Source organism: Bradyrhizobium sp. 186 (genome assembly GCF_023101685.1).
Classification (GTDB): domain Bacteria; phylum Pseudomonadota; class Alphaproteobacteria; order Rhizobiales; family Xanthobacteraceae; genus Bradyrhizobium.
Window position 1 is genome coordinate 7,545,823 of record NZ_CP082164.1, and the last position, 23,114, is coordinate 7,568,936.

Annotated in this window: 18 protein-coding genes and 1 pseudogene; 5 read left to right on the forward strand and 14 right to left on the reverse strand. The window is 62.5% G+C overall.

The features are described from left to right. Nucleotides 1-29: 29 nt before the first annotated feature. Together IVB18_RS36370 and IVB18_RS36375 are read right to left on the reverse strand one after the other, a co-directional pair. A complete protein-coding gene (locus IVB18_RS36370) occupies nt 30-3,137 on the reverse strand; it encodes a DEAD/DEAH box helicase (protein WP_247985092.1) in 3,108 nt (1,035 codons plus the stop codon). Between the two features lie 367 nt (nt 3,138-3,504). Beyond that, nucleotides 3,505-4,692: a CoA transferase gene (locus tag IVB18_RS36375; RefSeq protein WP_247985093.1), complete on the reverse strand. Its 1,188-nt coding sequence runs from the start codon at nt 4,690-4,692 to the stop codon at nt 3,505-3,507. A 227-nt stretch (nt 4,693-4,919) separates the two neighbouring features. Between IVB18_RS36375 and IVB18_RS36380 the strand changes: the two genes are divergently transcribed. Next, nucleotides 4,920-5,807, forward strand: a complete 888-nt coding sequence (locus IVB18_RS36380; protein WP_247985094.1) for a hypothetical protein — start codon at nt 4,920-4,922, stop codon at nt 5,805-5,807. Between the two features lie 26 nt (nt 5,808-5,833). Here the strand turns inward: IVB18_RS36380 and IVB18_RS36385 are convergent, their stop codons facing one another. Continuing rightward, entirely contained in the window at nt 5,834-6,049 is a 216-nt protein-coding gene (locus IVB18_RS36385; RefSeq protein WP_247985095.1) for a hypothetical protein, read from the reverse strand. A gap of 123 nt (nt 6,050-6,172) precedes the next feature. Between IVB18_RS36385 and IVB18_RS36390 the strand changes: the two genes are divergently transcribed. Continuing rightward, complete coding sequence (locus IVB18_RS36390; RefSeq protein ID WP_247985096.1) at nt 6,173-6,907, forward strand: DUF72 domain-containing protein; 735 nt, start codon at nt 6,173-6,175, stop codon at nt 6,905-6,907. On the opposite strand, the gene IVB18_RS36395 is transcribed toward IVB18_RS36390, so the two are convergent. From IVB18_RS36395 to IVB18_RS36440, 10 genes and pseudogenes are all read right to left on the reverse strand, one after another. Continuing rightward, nucleotides 6,904-7,074, reverse strand: coding sequence for a hypothetical protein (locus IVB18_RS36395; protein WP_247985097.1), 171 nt, complete (start codon nt 7,072-7,074; stop codon nt 6,904-6,906). The two genes, IVB18_RS36390 and IVB18_RS36395, sit on opposite strands and share 4 nt — an antisense overlap. 30 nt (nt 7,075-7,104) lie before the next feature. Next, nucleotides 7,105-7,434 carry a four-helix bundle copper-binding protein gene (locus tag IVB18_RS36400; RefSeq protein WP_247985098.1) on the reverse strand — a complete coding sequence of 110 codons (330 nt, stop codon included), beginning with the start codon at nt 7,432-7,434 and terminating at the stop codon, nt 7,105-7,107. An 84-nt stretch (nt 7,435-7,518) separates the two neighbouring features. Then, a complete protein-coding gene (locus IVB18_RS36405; protein WP_247985099.1) occupies nt 7,519-8,595 on the reverse strand; it encodes a flavodoxin family protein in 1,077 nt (358 codons plus the stop codon). 76 nt (nt 8,596-8,671) lie between these two features. Then, on the reverse strand, nt 8,672-8,872 hold the full coding sequence (locus IVB18_RS36410) for a hypothetical protein (RefSeq protein ID WP_247985100.1): 201 nt from the start codon (nt 8,870-8,872) through the stop codon (nt 8,672-8,674). Between the two features lie 2 nt (nt 8,873-8,874). Continuing rightward, entirely contained in the window at nt 8,875-9,081 is a 207-nt protein-coding gene (locus IVB18_RS36415; protein WP_247985101.1) for a hypothetical protein, read from the reverse strand. Nucleotides 9,082-9,228: 147 nt separating this feature from the next. Next, nucleotides 9,229-10,953 (reverse strand): annotated as a pseudogene (locus IVB18_RS36420) (IS1634 family transposase). A 431-nt stretch (nt 10,954-11,384) separates the two neighbouring features. Further along, nucleotides 11,385-12,131: a Crp/Fnr family transcriptional regulator gene (locus IVB18_RS36425; protein WP_247985102.1), complete on the reverse strand. Its 747-nt coding sequence runs from the start codon at nt 12,129-12,131 to the stop codon at nt 11,385-11,387. After that, a complete protein-coding gene (locus IVB18_RS36430) occupies nt 12,131-15,298 on the reverse strand; it encodes a CheR family methyltransferase (protein WP_247985103.1) in 3,168 nt (1,055 codons plus the stop codon). Before IVB18_RS36430 ends, IVB18_RS36425 begins: the two co-directional genes overlap by 1 nt. A 212-nt stretch (nt 15,299-15,510) precedes the next feature. Beyond that, nucleotides 15,511-15,768: a hypothetical protein gene (locus IVB18_RS36435; RefSeq protein ID WP_247991815.1), complete on the reverse strand. Its 258-nt coding sequence runs from the start codon at nt 15,766-15,768 to the stop codon at nt 15,511-15,513. Next, nucleotides 15,768-16,790, reverse strand: coding sequence for a chemotaxis protein CheB (locus IVB18_RS36440; protein WP_247985104.1), 1,023 nt, complete (start codon nt 16,788-16,790; stop codon nt 15,768-15,770). Before IVB18_RS36440 ends, IVB18_RS36435 begins: the two co-directional genes overlap by 1 nt. A gap of 83 nt (nt 16,791-16,873) precedes the next feature. On the opposite strand from IVB18_RS36440, the gene IVB18_RS36445 reads away from it, so the two are divergent. Beyond that, nucleotides 16,874-17,278: a response regulator gene (locus tag IVB18_RS36445; RefSeq protein ID WP_247985105.1), complete on the forward strand. Its 405-nt coding sequence runs from the start codon at nt 16,874-16,876 to the stop codon at nt 17,276-17,278. A gap of 443 nt (nt 17,279-17,721) precedes the next feature. Here IVB18_RS36445 and IVB18_RS36450 read toward each other — a convergent pair whose 3' ends face one another. Then, nucleotides 17,722-18,330, reverse strand: coding sequence for a cysteine hydrolase (locus tag IVB18_RS36450; protein ID WP_247985106.1), 609 nt, complete (start codon nt 18,328-18,330; stop codon nt 17,722-17,724). An 818-nt stretch (nt 18,331-19,148) separates the two neighbouring features. Here IVB18_RS36450 and IVB18_RS36455 point away from each other — a divergent pair. Continuing rightward, nucleotides 19,149-20,249, forward strand: coding sequence for a hypothetical protein (locus tag IVB18_RS36455; RefSeq protein WP_247985107.1), 1,101 nt, complete (start codon nt 19,149-19,151; stop codon nt 20,247-20,249). Next, complete coding sequence (locus tag IVB18_RS36460) at nt 20,236-23,091, forward strand: PAS domain S-box protein (RefSeq protein ID WP_247985108.1); 2,856 nt, start codon at nt 20,236-20,238, stop codon at nt 23,089-23,091. Before IVB18_RS36455 ends, IVB18_RS36460 begins: the two co-directional genes overlap by 14 nt. The last annotated feature ends 23 nt before the right edge of the window (nt 23,092-23,114 follow it).

A 23,114-nucleotide genomic window follows, 5' to 3' on the forward strand; every position in this document is an offset into this window, starting at 1 on the left:
GATGCGATCCGCCTATCCGGCCGCCGCCATCACGAATCGTCCAGAAGATCGAAGAATTCGTCGACCCTGTCGAACGGGGCATCCCGCAGTTGACTGTGGTAGACGACACGATCGCCATCGCGTTGCAGCGATCGTCCCCTGGATTTCCGCAATCGACCCGGCAGGAATGTCGCAGCCACCGCCTCGGGCCCGACGTCAAGACGGATGATGCCTCTCCGCTTGCAATCGAGTCTCAGCCTCGCCGCGGCGAAGAAGTCCCGGGTCATCGGCGGCAGTCGTCCGAAACGGCGGGAGGTTTCCTCCTCCAGATCGTCGAGATCGTCCTCGCTGCGGCACCTTGCGGCACGGGCATAGAGTTCGAGCCGCACGGCCTCCGACTGCACATAGGTTTCCGGAAGCATGTCCGCGACCGGCAGATTCAGGTCGGGCACCCAAACCTCGGCCCTTCCGTCATCGACCTTCTCGGAAGCCATTTTCAAGAGGTGACTGTAGAGCACGGGCCCGAAGACCTGGACGTGGCCGGATTGCTGCTCCGAAAACAGATCCCCCGCACCTCTTAGATCCAGATCGCGCTCGCTGATGGCAAAACCCGCGCCGGGCCGGCTGAACTCCTCGAGCACGGCGAGCCGCTTCTCGGACTGCCCGGAGTCCGACTCGGTCAGCAAATATGCGAAGGCGCGTATCCCGCTACGGCCCACCCGCCCGCGCAGCTGGTGAAGTTGAGCGAGACCGAATTTTTCAGGCCAGCAGACCACGATGGTATTCGCACGCGGGATATCGAGGCCGCTCTCCACGATGTTGGTCGCAAGCAGAACGTCGGCCCCGCCTTCGACGAAGCTCATCATCCGGTCGTCAATCTCGTCGGCAGGCAATTTGCCATGGAGACAGACGATGCGAAGATCAGGCGCCACCGCCTGCACGCGTGCCAGCATAGGATCAAGATCCTGGATGCGTGGACAGATCAGGAAACTCTGCCCGTGGCGCCTCTGCTCCCGCAGCAATGCCGAGGCGATGGCGGCATCCGACAACGGAGCAATTTTCGTTGCGACCGGAAGCCGATGAACCGGAGGCGAGGCGATGATGCTCAGATCCCTGAAGCCGGCAAGACCTGCGGCGAGAGTCCGCGGGATCGGCGTGGCGCTCATCCAAAGCGTATGGACACTCTTGGCTAAACCGGAGAGCTTCGCTTTCTCCGCTGCACCAAAATGCTGCTCCTCGTCGATGATGACGAGGCCGAGATCGGCAAACTTGACGTCCTTTGAAGCGAGCGCTTGCGTTCCGACCACGATTTTCGTCCGGCCGCTTCGCAAGCCCTCCTTGGTCTCCCGCATCTCCGCGCCTGACGCGGCCCGCGACAGGCTGCCCACCTCGATGTCGAACGGGGCGAAGCGCTTGCGGAACGTGGCGACGTGCTGCCGTGCCAGGACGGTCGTCGGCACCGCGATCGCCACCTGCTTTCCCGATAGCACCACGGCCGCCGCCGCCCGCAGCGCCACCTCGGTCTTCCCGAATCCCACGTCGCCGCATATCACCCGGTCCATCGGGTGACCGGACGCAAGATCATCCAAGACATCCCGGATGGCTGTCGCCTGGCCGCTCGTCGTGAAATACGGGAAGCGCGCCACGAATTTCTCGTAGACCGATCCGGGCGGAACCAGTTTCGCAGCCCGCCGCCGACGTCGCTGGCTGATGTGCTTGGCGAGCACCTTGCCGGCGATCTGGATTTCCCGCTCGGCCTCGGTACGGCGGGCCCACCACGTGCTCCCATCCGCCTTGTCGAGAGCCACTTTGCCGCGCTCTGCCGCATAGGGCCACATCAAGGCCAAATCGGGCGGCGGGACGAGCGCCGCATTGTCTCCCGCGAACCCAAGCCTGACCATCTCCCGCAACGCGCCGCCGCCCGTGTTCACGGTCTGCAAGCCATCGAGCACGGCGAGGCCACGCTGGAGATGAACGACGACAGTGCCCTGTTCCGGCACATCGGCATGATCGAAGGCCGCGATCCAGCTCCTGGCCATCGGCTGCGGATGATGAGCCCTGCTGCCGAGCACGTCGGCAGCCGTCACGACGACAAGAGCCTTTTTTCCGGCGACGACGAAGCCCGCGTCGAAATCGGCCAGCAGAGCCGCTTCGCGATCACGTCCGCTCGTCACCTCGTTCCAATCCGCGAGACGCTCCGCCCTGACGCCGCTCATCCGCTCCATCGCACGCAGATCCTCCTCCTGCGCTGCGACGAAGATCAGACGCGAACCGGCTCGCCGCGTCTCCTCGACGAAGGCACGAAGCGCTTTTCTGGAGGATGTAAGCTTCGAAAACTCCGGCGTGGGTTGGAAGGGAGTAGCGAGCGGCAACAGCTTCATGCTCTTGGTCGCCTGCTTCCATTCGCGCCGTCCCAGATATTCGCGCTCCCTGTCCGCACGCCCCGCCGCCTCCTCGATCGTGCTCAGCCAGCCGTCGGCGTGCAACGAAACGCCTGCATCCGCGACCCACTTGGCTCGTCCGCAATATTCGAAAAGCGTCGCGCGCTTGCCGCGCTTGCCGGCAAAGGCGAGCCGCTCCGACATGGGATCGACGAGAAGCTCCCTCGTCTCAAAAATGATGTCATGCTGTTTCGGGTCGAAGGCCACGATGCGGCGTATCGCGCGACCTGAATGCTCTATCCGGAACGGACCTAGCGCGCCCGCGGGAAATAGCTCGAATGTCTGCCCATGAAACAGGCCGCCGCCCGGATAATCCGGCTCGTCGTCCAGATCGTATCCGAGGGCTTCGAGACGCCCGCGAAGGTCCTGCTCGGAGAACGTGCCTCCTACCTTCAAACTTATATTCAGGCGCGACAGGCTCGCCGGCGCTGGCAGGCGCTCCATCACGGCTTCCGCCGTCGAGACGAGGAAGATCGGCCTCCTGGATTTCGCGAGACGCCTCAGGACCGAGGCTCGACGCCCTGCGATTTCGCGAGATGGTTCCAATTGGTCGAACGGCAAGGTGTTCAATCGCGGAAACACCAGGACTTCGCAGGACGGGTCGAGCGCATGAATGACGCTGCCGAGCCGCTCCGCTCTGTTCTCACTCTCGGCGAGGAAAACCAGGCCGCTTTGGCCAGACTGCTTCCATTGTGCAAGCAGATGAAGAGCCATCATACCAAGGGGCGACGAAGACGAGATCGCCGCGCGTTGCGACCCTTTGCTCTTCTTCGGTGAACTCTTCTTTGGCGAGCCCTTCTTTGGCGAGCTCTTGGTTCGCGAGCTGATTCGCGAATTCTTGACGAGTTGCGCTTTCTTGGAATGCCGCACGTTAAATCCGGTTCTGGTCGTAAACAGTCGCACGCGGACCGACCTCATTTCGATTCGGCGGTCCATCGTCATGCATATGGGATTTGCCGTGCGAACGCACGCCTCCCATCAAGTCTCGCGCGACGTGAAGGTTGCCGGCAAATTCACGAAATTGCGCGGGGACAAGTGGAATGCCGGAACAAAGCCCGCCCGCCGGGGTCGTGGTGCATCTGTGCTAAATGATGTCGCCTTGCCGAAGCGCCGCAATCGCGGCCGGGTCATAGCCGAGCTCGGCCAGGATAATATCCGTATGCTCGCCGAGCAGCGGCGGACGCGTCGCGATTTCACCCGGCGTTTCCGACAGCCGGACGGCGGCGCGTGCGACCGGTGCGGGCTTCGGCAAGCCCGGATAATCGACATCCTGCATGAAGCCTGTGGCGCGAATGTGGGGATGATCGAGCGCCTGCTGCGGGCTTAAGACCGGTCCGGCCGGAATCATCGCACGTCCCAGCGTGTCGACAGCCTCCAGCGTGGTGCGCTCGGCGCACCAGCGCGCCATCCGCTCGCTGATCACGGGGCCGTTGTCGCCGCGCTTGAGATCGTCCGCAAAGCGCGGATCGTTCAGCCACTGCTCCTCCTCACCCATCAATCTGGCCCAGCGAATGAACAGCGGATGCCCCGTGACCTGGCACAGCACCCAGCCGTCTTTGGTGCGATAGATGTCGGCTGGTGCGGCGGTCTGGCCGAGATTGCCGGTCGGAACGCGATTGACTGATATCACCGCCTGCTCGATCAGCGTGGCGTTGGTGAAGGACAACGCGGTTGCAAGCAATGCGCCCTCGACGATCTGCCCGCGCCCGGATTTGCCGCGCTCGATCAGCGCGGCGAGTGTCCCGAACGCGCAGTGTAGCGCAGTTCCGAAATCAACCCAGTTCACCGCTGCCCGGTAAGGCGGATCGCCGGCGCCGGTCATGTACACCGAACCCGACATGACCTGGCCGACGCCGTCGAAGCCGACGCGGTCGGACCAGGGCCCCGGCCCGCCGAATGCGGTTGCCGTCGTCAGGATGATGTCGGGCTTGATCGCCTTCAACGAGTCGTAATCGAGCTTCATCGCGCGCAGGGTCTGCGGCGGCAGATTGGCGACGACCACGTCGGCGGTCTTAACCAGCCGGCGCATCACCTCCTGGCCCTCCGGCTTCATCGGATCGAGCGTGATGCACTTCTTGTTGCGGTTGATCTGGAGAAACAGTGCGCCTTCACCGCCTTCGCCGACCGGCGCCACGAAGCGATCCTCGCTGCCGTCGCGCTTTTCCACGCGAATGACCTCGGCGCCGAATTCGGCCAGCAATGTCGCGCAATAAGGCCCCGCGATGTAGCGCCCGAAATCGAGGACGCGCACGCCCTCCAACACTCCCCCCATGGATCTCTTTCCTTATGTGTCTTTTGTCAGATGACAGGGAATGGTTGCCACGGCAAGGCGGCAACCGCCAGCCTCTGCGAGAAGAAGTGATCGCCCAATGCTTCGATTAGTCGATGACCTGTTCTAGACTTTTGTTTTGACGCGTTTTCTTCACGCGAACCGGTATCCACTTCGCTCGAAAACGCTCTAATATGATCTGTCCCTCATCCCTAGCCAGAGCCGCATCTATGCCTCAGCAATTTGATCGGTCCACTGAAGATCTCGGAAACGCGATTCATTTCGAGCACGTCAACATCCAGGTCCCGGATCAGCGACTGGCGAGCTTATTCTACGTCACGGGACTTGGGCTCACCCGCGATCCCTATCTGATGGTGTCAGACACCAACATGTGGATCAATGCCGGACGAAGCCAGTTTCACTTGCCGAGCGGCAGACCGCAGGTGCTGCGCGGTCATGTCGGGCTGGTCATCGAGGGCCGTGAGGCGCTGCTGCAACGGCTGGCGTCGGTCGCCAGGAAGCTCGAGGACACGGCGTTCGCATTCGCCGAGCACAATGGCTATGTCGAGGCGACCTGTCCGTGGGGCAATCGCGTGCGCTGCCATGAGCCGGACGCGGCGCGCTTCGGGCGCATCGCGCTCGGCATTCCCTATGTCGAATTCGAGGTGCCGGCCGGGACCGCGAAGGCGATTTGCGGCTTCTATCCGGAGATCATGGGCATGCCCGCCGAGCTCTGGAACGGCGACGGCACGGTTGCAGCGGTGAAGACAGGCCGCGACCAGCACCTCTTGTTCCGCGAGACCGATCGGCCCCAGCCCGACTATGACGGGCACCACGTGCAGATGTACATCACCGACTTCTCCGGTCCTTACCGCAGGCTCGCGGCGCGCAACCTGATCTCGCGCGAGGACAATCAATACCAGTACCGGTTTTGCGACATCGTCGATCTCGACAACGGCAAGCCGCTCTTCACGGTCGAGCACGAGGTGCGCAGCGCAACCCACCCGATGTTCATGCGGCCGATGGTCAATCGCAATCCGGCGGTCACCAACCGCAATTACGCGTTCGGCCACGATCAATCGTCCTGGGCGATGGGGCCGGACCATTACGACGGATAGGTAGCGGCAAGGTTGCGCAGCCTCGCTCACGATATCTCGCGAGGCAGCTTCCAGTCCGGCCGCGGCTCGCAAACTTCGTCGACACGCTCGACGTGATATCCGGCCGGGAGGAGCCGGCCGCCCTCCTCGTCCGCAACGGGAACGTCGGTCACCAGACCCTCGATCAGCGCGGCTTCCCACACCTCTTTCTCGGTGGGAAATGGATCGCCGATCTGCTTGTTGCCTTCGAACAGCGCGTACATCGGTACCAGTCCTGCTTGGACCCTGCCGACAAGCAACGTATCCGCCGCCCGGACGTTCCCCTCCGGAAAGCGTGGCCTATCGAGTGCCGCGTCCGATGACGGCAACGGGATGACACGTGAAAAATGGCGCGCGTTCTGATCGGCACCTCCGGCTGGCACTATGCATCCTGGCGAGGCCCGTTCTTTCCCGAGGGCTTACCGCTGAAGCAGCAGCTTCGCTATTACGCCGGTCAATTCGATACCACCGAGCTGAACGGCGTGTTCTATCGCACGCCGACGCAGGAGGCCGTCAAAGCGTGGCGGGAGCAGACCGGCGGCGACTTCGTCTTCGCCTGGAAGGCGTCCAAATTCATTACCCATTGGAAGCGCCTGTCCGACCGCTCTATCAACAGTATCGAGCTTCTGGAGGATCGCATTTCGCTGCTGCGCGGCAAGGCGGGCCCGATCCTGTTTCAACTGCCGCCGCAATTCGAGATGGATGCCGACCGCCTCGCCGCCTTCTTCAAGCTGCTGTCGAAAAAGCGCCGCTACAGTTTCGAATTCCGTCATCCGAGCTGGTATCAGCCGCGCATTTTGCGGATGCTGGCTGATCAGAACATCTCGCTCTGCCTGTCGGACCATCATGATGCTCCGGCGCCGTGGAAACGTACGGCGGACTTCGTCTATGTCCGCGGCCATGGCCCCGGCGGCCGCTATCACGGCCACTATTCGCGGCCGGCATTGGCGGAGTGGGCGCGCCGCATCAGATCATGGAAGCGGCAGGGCTGCGATGTCTATGTCTACTTCGACAACGACCAGAAGAGCGCGGCGCCGGCCGATGCGCGGGCGCTGAAAAAACTGCTGTCGCGACCGGGCTAGGGCCCGCCGGCGACCGAGCCGGCGATCACCATGACCAGATCGGCAAGGTCGATCTTGCCGTTGACGATCAGTTCGTCAGAGCCTTCGACCTTGAGCGATTGCGGCCGGTTGGCCGCCTGCCGCTTGAGTTCGCCGATGATGGCTTCCTTGAGTTTCTCTTCCAGCATGAACTTACCTTTCAGGCTGCCGTTTTCCCTTCAAGCCGCCATGGCGCGGCAGGATTCGGCGCACGACCTGCACATCGCGACGCATTCGTCCATGCCGCCGATCCGCTCGCAATCCTCGGCGCATTCGGTGCAAATCTCGGCACACTCGCCGCAGGTATGCCTGTGATGCGGCGTGTTGATCAGCATGAAATGCGCCGAGGTCCGGCACATTTCGGCGCACGCCATCATCAGCCGAAAGTGCTTCGGCTCGACATGCTTGCCACCGGTCTCGAGGCAGTGGTTCATCGCCGTGCCGAGACAGCTCTGGTAGCAGCTCATGCAAAGCCCGATGCAACGGGTCATGTCTTCCGATTGGGCCATTATTCTCTCCAATTCGCGTGCCCTTCCCGCTCCGCTCAACCAAAGCAGGGCCGCGCAGTTCGTTCCTGACGCCGGTCCCCTCCATCATTTCGGGTTCGGATCCTCCAAGCCTGCACCGGGGTGGTGCAGCCGTCCGCTGCGCGCGAGCCGGACTGCGTTGCCGAGGGCCCGCGCCACGTTCAGAACCTCCTGCTCAAATTCGCGGTCTTCATCCAGATCCCGATGCGAGGTGGCATACTGCTCCATGTAGCCGACGTAGCCGTCGAGCTCACCGAAGCGCCCCGCCGAGATCAGGTGCATGTCGGTCAGCCAGTCGGAGAGACCCCTGCGCACACCCTCGGCGCCGACACTGTCACCGTGAACGACGAGGCCGAAATGGCGGCCGGCGAGATGACGCGGATAGGGCCAGCCCTTCAGCTCCATCGCCTTCGCTTCAGCGGCTTTCTTGCCATGCGTCGACGTCGGATCTGGATTGCCGCCGTCCGCACAGACCAGGCGGTCCATCATCGCCTTGAGCCCGGCGGGCACGTGATACCAGTTTACGGGCGCCGCGATCAGGATGCCGTGAGCCGCGACCCAGAGCGGATAGATCTCGTTCATCCAGTCGCTGGTTTGCCCCAGCGCGTAGTTGGGATAACAACTGCACGGCCAGTGGCAGAGCGGCATGGCGGTGGAGACGCAGGATTTGCAGGGATGGATATTCTTGCCGAACTCCGAGGTGAGGCGGGAGAGATCGAGAATATCGACGGCAAATCCCATCTCGACGAAGACGGGCTCGGCCAGCTTCACTATGCGCCAGGTCTTGGACATCTCGCCGGGACAGGTGTGCTCGCTGCGCGCCGAGCCGTTGATGACGAGGATGCGCGGCGCCTCGCTGGCGTCGTCGTGCCGCCGCTGCGCTTGAAGGATCGCGGCGCGCGCATCGAGCCAGTCGAGAGCAATCTCATAGCTGGGATCGGCGAAGCCCGGTCCGGCTTGCCGGGTCAACGGCGCCTTGCGCGAATGGCTGTAGGCGTCCCAAGCGGCGCCGGTCATCGCATCGAGCTCGCGCTGGAGCGGAGCAAAGGCGGGATCGACGAACTGGCTCTTGTAGCGGCTTTCGAACGCCTCACGCGACAGCTTGACGGGTGGCATCCCCTTGCGAACGTCCGGTTCCGGCATGCTGGGTCCTCGAAGAGATCGGTCTTCCGACCAACCCGACCGGCACGCGCGGTTCCCGCGCGTCGTCGGGGGCATCCTATTGACGGACGACCTCAGGAGGCAAATCGAACTGCGCGAGCTGCTTGTCCAGTCGCCACAGCTCGATGCGATTGACCAGCGCGAGCGCCGCAGCCTCGCGCTTGGCTTGCTCATCGTCGCTACAGACGAGATTGATGCAGCCGAAAACATGGCCGTCCGGGTCGATCTGGAAGGCGCGGTAGTGCTTGAAATTCTGCATGCTCATCTTCCACGTTTCTGGAAGCCGGGAGCACTCAGCCAATCCGTCAAGTTCGAGGTCACTTCGTTCTGGTTGGCGCGCCGCAACAACATTTCGCGATCCCTGCCCGGAGGCATCCGGCCCGCGAGCTCGCGCGCCTGGTCAGCCGCCAGTTGCAGGCGCTCCTGCAGCGAGTGCGTATGTTTCGTACGATTGCGTTTCGCGGTCATGGCACTTTCACGGACTTTGAAAAGAGGAAATTGGCCCCGGCGGGGAGGCGTGGCGCCGGGGCCTAATCCGAACTTCCCCTTGAGTAGCGACGTAAGCATTTGAGCTGGCGTGTAATTCCAGCGGGCGTGACGGCGCGTCTGCCTACATTATGGGGCGATAGGAATGCCGAGCCGATTGAAGACGTCTTGTTGTAGTGGGGTTGGACTTGTGAGCATAGCGGCCGGGGCGTCCTGACCGATGCGAACGATGTTGCGTGTGAGCGTGGCGAGATCCTGCAACAGCGTTCGAAAGCTGTGCACGGGCCGGCCATCGTGGGTGTGCTTGCGATTAGCCTTGGTTCTGGCCGCGGCCGAGACTCTGGCCTTGGCGACGGGCGAGACGCGCGCGGCGTCGGCGGCCTCGCGGTCGTGATCGTCGAACAGGATCGGGGCCAGCGCGCGGCGCATGTGCCAGACGATGTAATAAGCGAGCATGCAGAGGAAGACGTGGGCGCGCACGCGGCCAGCGAGGCGATGGTGGATCGGGCGCACCTCCAGTTCGACGGTCTTGATGGTGCGGAAGGCGCGTTCGACCTGGGCCAGGCTCTTGTAGGCACGCACCGTGGCGGCGGTGTCGAGGTTCTCGGCCGGCACGTTGGTCCGTAGCACATAGAAGCCGTCGAGCGACGCTTCGTTGGCGATGGCATCCTCGATCCGACTGAAGTCGAACGAAGTGTCGGTGATGGCGAGGTGGAAGTGCTTGGCCATCTTACGCTTGCCCAGCACGGCGCCGACCTTCAGACCGATCTCATCCTCGCCGCGCAAGGGGTTGCGCTGACGCTGCACGGCGGCCTTGACGCGGGCGAGATCCTTCTCGGTCGCCGCCAGCAACTCGCCGCGCTTGCGCCGACGCTCGTCGGCCAGATCCGGGTTGCGGCACACGATCAGGCGCTCGCCGGGGAAGTCGGGGGACGTGATCTCGGCCATATCGCGATCGTCGAACAGCGACAATTGCAGCGGGCCGCCGTCCTCGGCGAGCTTGCGGATCGCCGGCGCCCGCAGAGCGGTGATCCAATCGAGCCCGGCCGGCATCAGATCGGCTTCGATACGGGCGCTGGTGATCATGCCGCGATCGCCGACCAGTACCACACGCGACAGCTTGAAGCGGGCCTTCAGTTTGTCGACTTGCGCGGCCAGCGTGCTCGGGTCGGCGGTGTTACCTTCGAACACCTCCACCGCCACCGGGCAGCCGTCGGCGGCGCACAGCAAGCCGAACACGATCTGCAGCTTGTCGGAACGACCGTCGCGGCTGTAACCATGCCGCGCCAATTCGCAATGTCGCCCCTCCAGATAGCTGGAGGTGAGATCGTAGAGCACCAGCGAGCCGTCATGCAGATGGCGCTTGGCGAGCGTCGCCTCGATCCCCGGTTGGGCCGTGCCGAGCAGGTCGAGCGCTTCGTAAAGCTCGTCCTCGTCGACGGCGCTGAGATCGAGCAGTTCGCCCAGCGAATGCGCCGCCGTCGCCTCGCTGAGCTGGCGCGCCGTGGCCAGCTTGGCGGCCGGTTCGATCACCCGTGCCACGATCAAGGCCAAAGCCAGCCTGGCCAACCGTCTGGGCTTGTCCGGGACAAGGCGATGCAGTCCGAGCTGGCGCGCCATGCCGAGCACCGCGGCCACGTGGCCGTGCGGCAGCGAGCGCTCGATCCGCAGTTGCTCGGCCGGCGAGACCAGCTCCTCGCCTTTCAGGACGCGGCGCAGCGCATCGATCTTCTCATCCGGTCAATGCGACAGGTTGGCCAGCGTGCGCGACTTGATCTTGTCGCCCTCGCGATAGCTCTCGCGCAACAGGATCGCGGGCGGTGAGTTGCGGTTGGGAATGCGGGCGACGAACATGCCGGAATCGAATCACGGAAACCTGCCATTCGCAAGCCAAAAATCATCATTTACATGCCTACAAAATCAGCCCGATCCAAACTTCTCAAATCCTCTCAACGCTCTAACAAAAATCCCGAGGGGAAGTTCGGCCTAATGCATGCCGGTTGGGGGGCGGCCCAGCCCCGGCATGGTTTGTAGCTTCGGGCGGTGGGGCGAGTTCCGGCATTTCAATAGGTTAAGGCCGCAAGATTTCGCAGGCATCGGAGCCGCTCGCGCCGTACTGCCGAAAGGGAAGCGATTCTGCCGGAACCGAATTGCTGATTCCTGTGTTCATGACGGATTCAACGGAGGATCATCATGGCCAAAGCAGCATGGAAACGGCCGGGCTCGCCGATCGGCAAGACGGGGCCCCGCAAGGCGAACCCGTCGACGGAGGCGGCGATCCCGGGTCAAGCGCGCCGATAGAGTTCCAGATAGCCGGGCGAATACAGCGCGGCGTTCTTGAGCGTGTCGAGATCCGGAATGGTCAGGATCCGCTCCCGCAGCATGATCAGGCCGGATCCGCGCAACTCCTGGATCGTGCGATTAAGGTGAACCACGGAGAGGCCGGTCGCGTCGGCGAGGTCCATCTGGGTCACCGGGAGAGCACAGGAATTTCCATCGACAAGGCCGACGGGGCGGAGCCGCTCGTAGATCTCGCAGAACAAATGCGCTACGCGCTCCAAAGCGACGCGCCGTCCAAGATTGATCGCCCATTCGCGTTGGATCGCGTTGTTCAGGAGGGTCTCGCACATGAACGCTTCAGACAATGTGCGGTCGCCCGCCAGCAGTTTTTCGAAACGCGCCCGCTTGATCTCGGCGTAGGTGACGGCCGTCACCGTCGAGATCGAATGGTCGATGGTGGACAGCAGATAGGCATGCGCGTCGCAGGTCTCTCCAGGCAGAATGAAATTGACGATCTGCCGCCTGCCATCTTCGAGCGTCTTGTGCCGGAACAACCAGCCTGAAAGCACGACCCGCACGCCGCCGAGGGGGTCGCCCTCGGCGATCAGGTCCTCGCCCGGGCCCGCCCGGAACAAGCCTTCGAGAATGGCCTGCTCGAACGCGGCAACGGCTTCCTGGGATAACGGCCTCAAGGTGTTGAAACGGCGAATGACCGCTTGCGCAAGACCCCCCTCGGTGCTTTGCGAGCGCATCAGCCCTCCGGCGAAGGCGTGTGAAACGTGCGCTTGGTCAGCGGAATTGCGATCACGCAGGTGAATCCGGACGGATTGAACGACATGGTCGTCTGCCCCTTCAGCTCGAATGCCACCGTGCGCTCCAGAAGCTCCGTGCCAAACCCCTTGCGCGGCCGTGGCGTCACCGGAGGACCGCCCCGCTCGCGCCACTCGAACAGCAATCGCGGCGGCTCAGCGGCTTCGTCGAAACGCCAGGAAATTTCGAGCCGGCCCGCGGGCTGGCTGAGCGCCCCGTATTTCAGCGCGTTGGTCGCAAGCTCATGGATCGCGAGCGCAAAGGTCTCGGCCGCCTTGGGCTGGAAACGCGCCGCGGCCCCAGACACGCGCACCTGCTCGCCTTCGCGGGCATTATAGGCCAAGAGCTCCTCGATCACGAGATATTCCAGATCGAGGCCGCCTTCCGGATCGCGCGTGGCCAGCGCCTGCGTCCGCGCGAAGGCATTGAGCCGGCCGTCGAGATGGGCTGCATACTCCTCGACCGTCGTGCTCGTCTCCGCAGAGCGGCGCGCGATCGACCGCACGACCCCGAGCGTGTTGCGCACGCGGTGCTGAAGCTCGGCGAGCAGCAGGCGCTGCCGCTCCTCCGCGCGGGTGATCGCGGTGACGTCGACGAAGGTGATGACGACGCCCGCGATGAAATTGTCGATGCTTCGGTACGGCAGGATACGGACGATATACCGCGTGCCGCTATCCGGCGCGGTCAGCTCGCGCTCCGCGCTGGCGAGCGTGCGCAGCACGCGGGGCACGTCGTCATAGAGGTCCTCGATCGGGATGCGCGCCTTGATGTGCGCTATCGGACGACCGACGTCGGTCTCGACCAGATGCAGGATCTGCGTGATCGCGGGCGTGAACGTCATCACCCTGAGATTGTTGTCCAGGATGACGGTCGCGATCTGCGTGCTTTCAAGGAAGTTCTTGAGGTCGCTGGTGGCGCGGGTCAGCTCCTGGACCCGGTGCGCCAATTCGCCATTGACGGTCGTGAGCTCCTCGTTGACCGACTGCAATTCCTCGCGCGAGGTTTCCAGCTCCTCGTTGGCGGATTGCATTTCTTCGTTGAGCGACTGGTACTCCTCGTTGGAGGATTTCAGCTCTTCGTTGGTGCTTTCGAGCTCCTCGATAGTCGCCTGAAGCCGTTCGCGGCTCGCTCGCAACTCGCTCTCGAGACGCTCGACATGCTCGGTACGGACCAGGGCGCCGGAATTGCTCTCGGCGACGCCGACGGAGCGCGCCGGGCCATCCTTGAACAGCACGACGAAATTGCGATGGCCGCCGGCGCCGTCCTGGATCGGCTCAACCGTGATGTCGACGGGGACGTGATGGCCGGCGACGCCAAGCTGGACCTGCTCGACATGGACAGATTCGTTGGTTTCCGACGCGCGGCCGAGCGCGGTGCGCAGTTCCAGCCTGAGATCGCGATGCACGAACTGAAGCAGATCGAGCGACGCCGCGCCGGCGGTCGGCTCGATGTAGCGACCTGTGCGCCCGGAAAAATGCAGGATCTGGAAATTGTCGTCCGTGATGACGTAGGCCGGCGCATAGCGCTCGGCGATCCGCTGGGCGCGGCGCTCCAGCCCGACGTCGGGACCGAACGAGCGAATCGGCGGCGATTCGACCGGCACCCGCCGGGCCGCCGTCGAGATCGGAAATTCGGGGGGCAGTCGTGTACCGGTCGCGAGCTTCTTGAAGATGCGGGCGCGGCGGTCGACGGGTGCGAACAATTTCGGGTGCCTGGTCACGTTCTCGGAATTGCCGAGGAACAGGAAGCGCTCGGGCAGCAGCGCGAAGTGGAACAGCGGAATCACGCGGTTCTGAAGCTCCGCGTTGAGATAGATCAGCAGGTTGCGGCAGGAGACCAGGTCGAGCTTGGAGAAAGGAGCATCCTTGATCAAATTGTGCTGGGAGAAGATGCACATCTCCCGCAATTCCTTCACCACGCAATAGGTATCGCCCTCGCGCACGAACCAGCGCGCCAGCCGCTCGGGCGACATGTCCTGCTCGATGCTGGTGCGATAGCGCCCGACGCGGGCGGTTGCGAGTGCCCGGCCGTCGATGTCGGTCGCGAAGATCTGGACCTGGGGAACGGAGTCGAGCATGGCCATGTGCTCGCGCAGGAGAATGCCGATGGAATAGGCCTCCTCGCCGGTCGCGCAGCCCAGGACCCAGACGCGCACCTGCTGCCCAGCACTCTTGCCCTCGAAAATCGCCGGGACGATCTGGGTCTCGAGCACTTCGAACTCGCGTTTGTCGCGGAAGAATTCGGTGACACCGATAAGCAGGTCATTGAAGAGATTCTGAGCCTCGTCCCTGTCGTTTCTCAGGAAGTCGACATAGAAGACGATCTCCTCGATCTGCACCACCTGCATGCGCCGCTGCACGCGGCGCAGGAAGGTGTTCTGCTTGTAGCCATGGAAGTCATTGCCGGTCTTGTTGCGCAGGATGTCTGCGATGCGCGACAGCGAGGTCTCTGCCGCCGTCAAAACCTCATCGAAACCCTGCTTCTCGTCCAGGCGCCGCAGATGACGCGTATAGACCTGGATGCGTTCGGGAATGTCCTCGGGGGGCAGCACATAGTCTGCAATGGCCGTGGGCCTGCTGCTGTCGGCCAGATGATCGGATTCATCGCTGGGAGTCCGCTCCGCAATCGCCAGGCCGCCATGGTCCTTCAGCGTGGCGGCACCGAGCGTGCCGTCTTCGCCGGTCCCGTTCAAGAGCACGCCGACGGCTTGCTCGGCGCGCTCTTCCGCGAGCGATACCAGGAAGCTGTCGATGGTGGCCCGCTCGCCCGGCCTCTGCTCCGCCTTCCGCACCGCGAAGCGGCCGCCCTGAATGGTGGTGATCATTGCAGCCGGACTGATATAGATCGTCCGACCTTCGACCGGCGCTCCATCGCTGATTTCGGAAAGCCTCGCCTCCTTGGCGCGGCCGATGAGCCCGCGCAGCCGCTCGTCAGCGAGCGCCTCGCGATTTTGAAGCACGAGGACGACCGCCTGGTCTTCGCTAAGCGTCAGCTTGGCGAAGAAGTGGTCGATACTGTCGAGCGTCCCCGCCGATGCGCCCACGCCGATGATCAACGGGGCCATGGCCTGACGCTCCCTGTCCTCCGGCACCTTGCCGACTTCGCTCATGATTGACGCTACTCTCGCTATCCGGCGATCAACAGCCAGCTTTCTGCAGTTGGCAGAAATCGACGTTATCCCAAGATACAAAAGGAGAGAACGGTTTCCGCGGGCTCGGCAGACCCCGGGGCCCGGGGGGAAAGCGCACCGCAGAGCGACGATCGCGGCGGGCCGCGCCGAATTCACACGATCGTACGTCGATCCGACCGGAACGGGGCCGGCTAAGCCACGTTCTCGAGGTGATTCAACCGCTGGAGGATCAGTGTGCGATGCCGCTCCCACTCCACCAGGGTCTGCTTGAGCAGTTCCACCAGTCTTTCCGCCTGCCGCGAGTCATATCCCCCGGATTGGAGCTCCTGCACCCGGATCTCCTGGTATCGGATCCGCAGCAAGCCTTCCTCGATGTCGGTATCAGCCTTGCTCAGGTGGCGCCGCTCCTGGCGAAGCTGCGCGGTACGTTCGGTCGGGGACATGCCCATCACGACGGCTCTCCCTCTCGCTGACGCTGACGCAGCACGGGATCGAGCGACTGTAGCACGACGCGCCGGATCATGTCGGCATATTCGCGATATTCGACGGCACGCAGCGCGTACATTTCGGCCACTGCGGGCCTGCCGGTGCGCCGGCCATTCTCCGCCATGCGGTGGACTAGCTCGGCGCGCTCCTCGATGATCCGGAGCGCGACGCGCAAGGCCTCGTCGACCTGTCCCTCCTGCTCCTTGGCGAGGGCATCAGCGGTGTAGGCGTGGCCGACCTGACAGCGAAACCGCATGGGATGAGCCTCTTTCACCCCCGAAAGGACCCCGCCACAGCGCGGACATGTCAGCGCCGAGGGATCCGCGATCCCGGCCAGGCTTATGGAGCCGATCCTTTCGCCGGCCGCGATTTCAACCTCGAGGCGGATGTCGGGAGCAACAGGAAGCACCGCGCCCGGCGCTTCCTGGGTCAATCCGGAAAGAACGTCGCCGAGCCGCGCAGCGGGAATGCAGAGATCGGCAACGGTTGCCTCCAGCGCGCGCTGCGGCATTTCCGCCGAGATGGCATCCGCGGGATCCTGGACCAGCGCCATCCCGCCGCAGCGCTTGATCGCTTGGAGACCGGCGGCACCGTCCGACAGCGATCCGCTGAGCACGACTCCGATCACGCGGGGGCCGTGATGCAGTGCGGCGGAGCGGAACAGCGCGTCGATCGCTGGCCGCACCATGTTTTCCCGCGGACCGCGCCCGAGCCGGAGGCGATCTGCCGACAGCAGCAGATGGTGATCGGGGGCTGCCAGATACACGTGGCCGCGCTCGAACGTCATGCCGTCCATGGCCTGATGCACCGGTAGCTTGCCGGCGGCAGCCGCGACCGTCGAAAGAATGCCGATCCCCTGCGCCGGAATGTGCAGAACGATGAAGATGGCTGCCGGCACATCCGGCGGCAGTCCCCCCAGGATCTGCTTCAGCGGCGCGGTAGCGCCTGCCGAACCGCCGATGACAATGATATCGCGGTTGCTCATGGAACCCATCACGCGATGCTTCGTTTGCACCAAGGCGTCGTTGGCGCGTATGTTCCTACCATTCGCGGGATGCCGGAGGAAAAATGGCGGTGTCGGCAAACTCGTCGCGTAGCGGGGCTCCATTGTCGGGACGCCGTATCCTCGTCGTCGAGGACGAGTATTTTCTCGCCGACGACATCAGCCGTGCGCTGCGGCTGCACGGCGCCGAAGTTGCGGGACCGGTCGGTGAGCTCGACGATGCGCTTCCCGTCCTGAACGGAGGCGGCGTTCTCGATGGCGCGGTACTCGACGTGAACATTCGCAGCGAAATGATTTTCCCCATTGCGCACGCGCTCAGGACACGCCATGTGCCGTTCGTGTTCACGACCGGCTACGACAAGGTCAGCATTGCCCCGGAATTCCGGGACGTGATGCTCTGGGAAAAACCGATCGACCTGACGGCGATGGTCCGCGGATTGATCGAATTGATGGGCGATCGGCCAGCTTGACGCACGTGCAATCAGCCGTCCTATAGCACCTATAGCAGCCTGCTCCAGGTCAGCCACGCCGCGACGACGAGACACAAGGTGATGGCCAGGTAAGGCAGGCCGAGGCGCCAGGCCGAAGCCACCCTGCCCGTTAGCTCAGCGTCATCCATATGATTGCCCCAAGCATGACCAGAAAGCCCGTCATCGCCGTGGCAATGAAAACCCGTTCGACGCGGTCCATCGCCGTCGTAGCCCCTTGCCAAGGTGACTTTGACGGTTCGGGAGGCTTTCCGCATTAGGCCATGTGAATCGGTCAGTCACGTTGCCGTGCCAATCGTGCAGCCCGGAAGTGTCCGCGGATGGGCCATCAGATCCTGCACGTCTTCGGTGCGCATATGCGCGAAACGCCGCGCGCGCCCGTTCCTCGGGGCGGCTGGCCGATCGCAGCCGGTGGTCCCGCGTGTCTATTCTCGCCACAACGCCGCCAGCTCCTCGGCGGTCACCAGGTCGACCTGGCCGTGGAAGCGGGTGCGGTACATCGTCATGAGCGCGTCGTGGCCGACGTCGGACGAACTGCATAGCGCGTCCTCCACGATCACGACCCGAAAGCCGAGATCGACCGCGCTCAGGACCGTCGACAGCACGCAGACGTCCGTCTCGGCACCGGTGATCACCACCGTGCCGATCCCCTTCTCGATCAGCAGGCTTGCCAGGCTGGAGCTGCTGAACGCCGAATAGGCCGGCTTGTCGACGACGAGGGCCGGCGGATTGAACCGGGCCAGCGCCGGCACGAGTTCGAGACCGGACGGCGGCAGGTAGCTGCGCGTTGCCTGCTTCCAGCGGCGAAAATAGCTCTGCCACTGGCCGGGACGATCTTCCGGATCCTGCGGCGTGATGAAGCGCGTGAAGATTGTTCTGGCCTGATGGCGCGAGACGATCGAGGCGATCGTCGGCAGGACCCTCTCCATCCAGGGCGTCTCCCAGAGACCGCCGCGAGCGAAGATATTCTGCATGTCGATGCAGAGGTGAACGGCATTCCTGATGCCGCCGACCTCCGACTTGCTGTCCCTCATGATCCTCCACCGTCGGATGCTTGCGCAGTCCCGCGCTGCGGGGCTGCGATAGAATTCCGCCGGCCGCCGTTCCGTTCCTGTTGGATCGACCGGCTGTGCACCCGCGCTGATCGCGGCAGCGCGCATGCGATGACCCGATCGTCGCTCGGCGTTTCGATAGGCAGCAGGGACGGGATGCCGAAGGAGGATCACGACGCCTCTGGCTGGCGACGCAGTGCTGATCGCGTCAGTCTCCGTGCGATTTCCCTGCTAACAGAGAATTTTACAGGGAATTTTGCGATTTCGACGCGTCAGAGGCCGGCTGGGGAGCAAGAATCTGCTGTGCCGCAGCGACTTCTCGCGTAATTCCCTACGAGGATTAGCAACGAAAAATATTTAGGAGATCAGGGAAATTTATACCAGTATCAGGGAACAAGTTCCTCAACTACGCCGACATGCGGCCGTCGGCAGCATGTGCTGGGCCCACCAGTCTGGCGATCAAATCGCGATGCACACTTGATCCCAGTCGCCGGCAGGATCACACTAAGTAGGCGAGACGCGGGCCGATCACGAGTAGCAGCAGCAAGACGATCCGACGGTTGCCGCCCCCATGCATGGAGCCGAGGCTTATCAATCTTGCGGTCGGAAGCGATACCGGCTTGCACAAAGTGTGGCAGCTCGCAAAAACGGCGCAAAAACGGGAGGACCACGCGAGGCTCCGCATATATAATCCAACCACCCAATGAGCTGGGCGGCTATATCGGGAGAGGGTCACCAGGCAACAACCGTCGGCGCAACTTTCGGTTTTACTCTCCTCCAGCGAAGCGGGAGGTGCATGCATGACCTACGCTAAGCCTGCCCCGATCGCCATACCCACGGAGCCCATTGGCAGCATTCCGAGGCCTCCTGATCTCATCCAGAAACTCGCCCAAGTCGACAGCGAGGACCCCGCCCTTGCCGCTCGTTACGAAGAGGCAGTTCGAGACACCATCGAACGGTTTGAAGCCACGGGATCTCTAGTCGTCACGGACGGCGAACAGAGGAAGTATCACAATTTCTTGACATACTGCGTACATGGGCTTCCGAACACGTCCGCGGACGGGTTCAAAATCCCATTCTCGGACGGTCACACGCGGCGTATGTTGCGGCTAACGCGCGGCCCGTTTCGTTATTTGCGCTACGCAGATTCGTATCTGGATGTGGCCATGCGCTATGCGCACGTGCCCGTCAAGCAGGCCGTGATATCGCCGTCAGCCTTGAGCCTGATGTACCCAGCCGAAGGCATTCCGGACTATCCGCGAGAACAATTCATCGAAGATCTGCTGCGCGAGCATGAAACCGAGATACGACGTTGCCTACAAAAAGGAGCGCATAAAGTTCAGATAGACTTTACCGAAGCGCGTCTCGCCACGAAGATCGACCCCTCCGGGCAGCTCCTTGACAGTTTCATTGACCTCAACAATCTCGCGCTGTCGCGTTTCTCACCAGAAGAGCGCAGGCGCATCGGGGTTCATACGTGTCCCGGGGGCGATTTCCATGCGACGCACAGCGCGGACGTCGATTACGCAGATTTGCTGCCCAGGTTCTTTGAGCTAAAGGCAGACAATTTCTATGTTGCGCTTGCCTGTGAGCAGGACCGTCGACGAGTGCTAAAGATCATCCGGAAATACCTGAAACCGAGGCAGCGGATCTTTGTCGGCGTCATTTCGCCCAACCGTGCAGGCATTGAGTCCGCGGAAGAGGTGCGCGACCGTGTACTGGAGGCGTTAGAGTACATACCGATCGAGCAACTCGGTACTACTGACGACTGCGGTTTCGCGCCTTTCAGCGACGACACCTCGACGAGCCGCGATACCGCCTTCGCAAAGATTCGCGCCCGAGTATTGGGTACAGCACTGGCCGAGAATTTGATCGGAGGTGATCATCATGACACGGGATAACGAGGATAAGTTACTGCGTTCGGTTGCCCTTCAGAACGCTGAAAGTATTCGCGCCGTGCGGCTGCGTGCCGAGCAGCAAGCCGAAGCTGCCCTGCGCGAGCAGGCGAACCTGCTGAACCTCACGCATGACGCCATCTTCGTCCGCGACATGAATGGAACCGTGAAGTACTGGAACCGCGGCGCAGAGGATTTATACGGATGGCCGGCGGAGAAAGCGGTTGGCAGAGTCATTCAGGAGTTGCTCAAGACCATCTTCCAGGTCCCCCTCGAGCAGATCGAGGAAGAAGTTATCGGTGCAGGCCGCTGGGAAGGCGAGCTCGTACAGACCAAGAAGGACGGCAGCCAGGTTGTCGTGGCCAGCCGGTGGTCTTTGCAACGTGACGAGCGCAGCGCGCCGGTTGCGATCCTGGTCATCAACAACGACATCACCAAACGCAAGCGCGCCGAAGAGGTTGCCCGCAGGAGCGAAAAAGAGCTTCGCGACGTCGTCAACGCGGTTCCGGCGTTTGTCTGGAGCACGCTTCCCGACGGCGCCGTGGATTTCGTCAATGACCGTTGGCTCGAGTTCACGGGTTTGTCGCCGCAGGATGCGTTGGGTTGGAACTGGGAAGCCGCGGTTCATCCCGATGACAGGTCGAGGGTCGTCGCCGAGCGACGCGCAGCACTGAAGAACGGACGATCGACCGAAGGTGAAATGCGGGTGCGGCGGGCGGACGGGGAATTTCGCTGGTGGTTCTTCCGCAACGTGCCGCTGCACGATGAAACGGGAAACATCGCGAAGTGGTATGGAACCGCGATTGATATCGACGACCGCAAGCGCGCAGAAGCCCTGCTCGCCGCGGAGAAACGGATCCTCGAGATGGTCGCTAAAGGGGATTCTCTCATCGAAATTCTTGATAGCCTGTGCCGACTGGTGGAGGAACCAGCCAAGGGTGTCCTCGCGTCGATCTTGTTGTTGGATGGCGACCGTCTGCGACATGGAGGCGCCCCTAGCCTTCCAAAGGCCTACACCGATGCGATCAATGGCGCTGTGATTGGACGATCAGCCGGCTCCTGCGGGACAGCCGCATACCGCGGCGAACCGGTAATTGTAGAGGACATCGCGACCGACCCGTTGTGGGCGGACTATCGTGACTTGGCTTTGCCCCATTCTCTGCGCGCCTGTTGGTCCACACCGGTTTTCTCGTCGCAAGGCAAAGTGATTGCGACGTTCGCAATGTATTATCGCGAGCCGCGCCGACCGACCCAGCGGGATCAAGAGATCATTGACCAGATCACGCACCTCACTGGTGTCGCGATCCAAAAGAAATTGGCAGAGGAGAAGCTAGAGCGAAGCGAGGCGTATCTGGCCGAAGCGGAGAAGCTGACGCACACCGGCAGTTGGGCTTGGGATCCCCGCACCCAAAAGGTGCTCTACTGCTCCGAAGAAATGTTCCGAATTTTCGGATTGGATCCGGGGGAGAGTTTACCGGCTCGCAACAATTTTTGGCAGCGAATCCACCCCGAGGATCGCGATTGGGTAGCCAAGAGATTTGAGGAGTCGCTTCGCGAAAGAGTAGATATCTTCGATGAGTTTAGGGTTCTTCTGCCAGACGAAACAGTTAGGCACATCAATTCCTCAAGCCATCCGGTTCTCGATGAGAACGGCGAGTTCATCGAGTTTGTTGGTACTGCTGTAGATGTGACAGAACGCAAACGCGCTGAGCTCGAGCGTCGACGCTTGGCGTCATTGGTTGAGCAGGCCGCCGATCTTATGGCGATTACCGACCTCAGCGGTGGGACGCCGATCTACCTGAACAAAGCTGGGCTGAGAATGGTCGGATTCGACAGCTGGGAAGAAGCCAGTAGGAGGCGCGGAATTCACTACATTTTCCCCGGGGACCGTCAGTTTGTGAATGAGGTCCTTTGGCCGACCGTGCTGGAAAAGGGCTCCTGGTCGGGAGAGATGAGCTTCCGCCATTTCAAGACCGGAGATCCAATCCCGATCCTCTATTCGGCCTTTCGGATCGACGATCCGGAGACCGGTCAGCCTGTGAACGTCGGGAACGTGTGCCGCGATATCACCGAGCTCAAGCGGGCGGAAGAGAAGCTGCGCGCTAGCGAACAGCGCCTCTTCGATGCCCAGATGGAGCTCGCACATGTAACGCGCGTGACGACACTGGGGGAGATGACAGCCTCGATCGCCCACGAAATAAACCAACCGCTCGCAGCCTTGGTCGCCAACGCCGAGGCCTGTCTGCGCTGGCTCGACCGCGGAACTCCCGACCTAGACGGAGCGCGCCGCTCGGTGGAGTGGATAATCGACGACGGCAATCGGGCGAGTGAGGTGATCAAGCGCATCCGGGCGCTCGCGAAAAAGACTAACATTGAGAAGGGGCCACTCGACATCAATGACGTCATCAGAGAGGTCATCGCGCTGGTGCAGCGTCAGCTAGTCGGCCACCAGGTATCATTGCGAACGGGGTTAGCACCCGCTTTACCCTCTATCCTGGGTGATCGGGTGCAACTGCAGCAGGTGATTCTCAACCTGGTGATGAATGGCATTGAAGCGATGCAAACGGTCACGGATCGACCGCGCGAATTGGTGATCCGATCCCGCCAGGACGAGAAACAAAAAGTGCTCGTAAGTGTGACGGATTGCGGCCCCGGGATCTCCGCAGAGAATGCGGACCGGCTGTTTACCGCCTTCTTCACAACCAAATCCAGCGGCATGGGTATGGGACTCTCGATCTGCCGATCGATCATGGAAGCCCACGAGGGCCGGCTGTGGTCCGTGGCAAACCTACCCCACGGTGCCACGTTTCAGTTTACCCTGCCAGTGAATGCAGACACTGTGTCGTGAGGTTGTGCCATAAACAGTCCAAT

What these genes read in the sequence shown, in the direction of transcription:
- IVB18_RS36390 (WP_247985096.1), top strand. Translation starts at nt 6,173, where the DNA reads ATGGCGCGCGTTCTGATCGGCACCTCCGGCTGGCACTATGCATCCTGG.
- IVB18_RS36460 (WP_247985108.1), top strand. Translation starts at nt 20,236, where the DNA reads ATGACACGGGATAACGAGGATAAGTTACTGCGTTCGGTTGCCCTTCAG.
- IVB18_RS36385 (WP_247985095.1), bottom strand. Translation starts at nt 6,049, where the DNA reads ATGTACGCGCTGTTCGAAGGCAACAAGCAGATCGGCGATCCATTTCCC.
- IVB18_RS36380 (WP_247985094.1), top strand. Translation starts at nt 4,920, where the DNA reads ATGCCTCAGCAATTTGATCGGTCCACTGAAGATCTCGGAAACGCGATT.
- IVB18_RS36400 (WP_247985098.1), bottom strand. Translation starts at nt 7,434, where the DNA reads ATGGCCCAATCGGAAGACATGACCCGTTGCATCGGGCTTTGCATGAGC.
- IVB18_RS36370 (WP_247985092.1), bottom strand. Translation starts at nt 3,137, where the DNA reads ATGATGGCTCTTCATCTGCTTGCACAATGGAAGCAGTCTGGCCAAAGC.
- IVB18_RS36410 (WP_247985100.1), bottom strand. Translation starts at nt 8,872, where the DNA reads ATGCAGAATTTCAAGCACTACCGCGCCTTCCAGATCGACCCGGACGGC.
- IVB18_RS36415 (WP_247985101.1), bottom strand. Translation starts at nt 9,081, where the DNA reads ATGACCGCGAAACGCAATCGTACGAAACATACGCACTCGCTGCAGGAG.
- IVB18_RS36450 (WP_247985106.1), bottom strand. Translation starts at nt 18,330, where the DNA reads ATGAGGGACAGCAAGTCGGAGGTCGGCGGCATCAGGAATGCCGTTCAC.
- IVB18_RS36395 (WP_247985097.1), bottom strand. Translation starts at nt 7,074, where the DNA reads ATGCTGGAAGAGAAACTCAAGGAAGCCATCATCGGCGAACTCAAGCGG.
- IVB18_RS36445 (WP_247985105.1), top strand. Translation starts at nt 16,874, where the DNA reads ATGGCGGTGTCGGCAAACTCGTCGCGTAGCGGGGCTCCATTGTCGGGA.
- IVB18_RS36455 (WP_247985107.1), top strand. Translation starts at nt 19,149, where the DNA reads ATGACCTACGCTAAGCCTGCCCCGATCGCCATACCCACGGAGCCCATT.
- IVB18_RS36430 (WP_247985103.1), bottom strand. Translation starts at nt 15,298, where the DNA reads ATGAGCGAAGTCGGCAAGGTGCCGGAGGACAGGGAGCGTCAGGCCATG.
- IVB18_RS36435 (WP_247991815.1), bottom strand. Translation starts at nt 15,768, where the DNA reads ATGGGCATGTCCCCGACCGAACGTACCGCGCAGCTTCGCCAGGAGCGG.
- IVB18_RS36405 (WP_247985099.1), bottom strand. Translation starts at nt 8,595, where the DNA reads ATGCCGGAACCGGACGTTCGCAAGGGGATGCCACCCGTCAAGCTGTCG.
- IVB18_RS36375 (WP_247985093.1), bottom strand. Translation starts at nt 4,692, where the DNA reads ATGGGGGGAGTGTTGGAGGGCGTGCGCGTCCTCGATTTCGGGCGCTAC.
- IVB18_RS36440 (WP_247985104.1), bottom strand. Translation starts at nt 16,790, where the DNA reads ATGAGCAACCGCGATATCATTGTCATCGGCGGTTCGGCAGGCGCTACC.
- IVB18_RS36425 (WP_247985102.1), bottom strand. Translation starts at nt 12,131, where the DNA reads ATGCGCTCGCAAAGCACCGAGGGGGGTCTTGCGCAAGCGGTCATTCGC.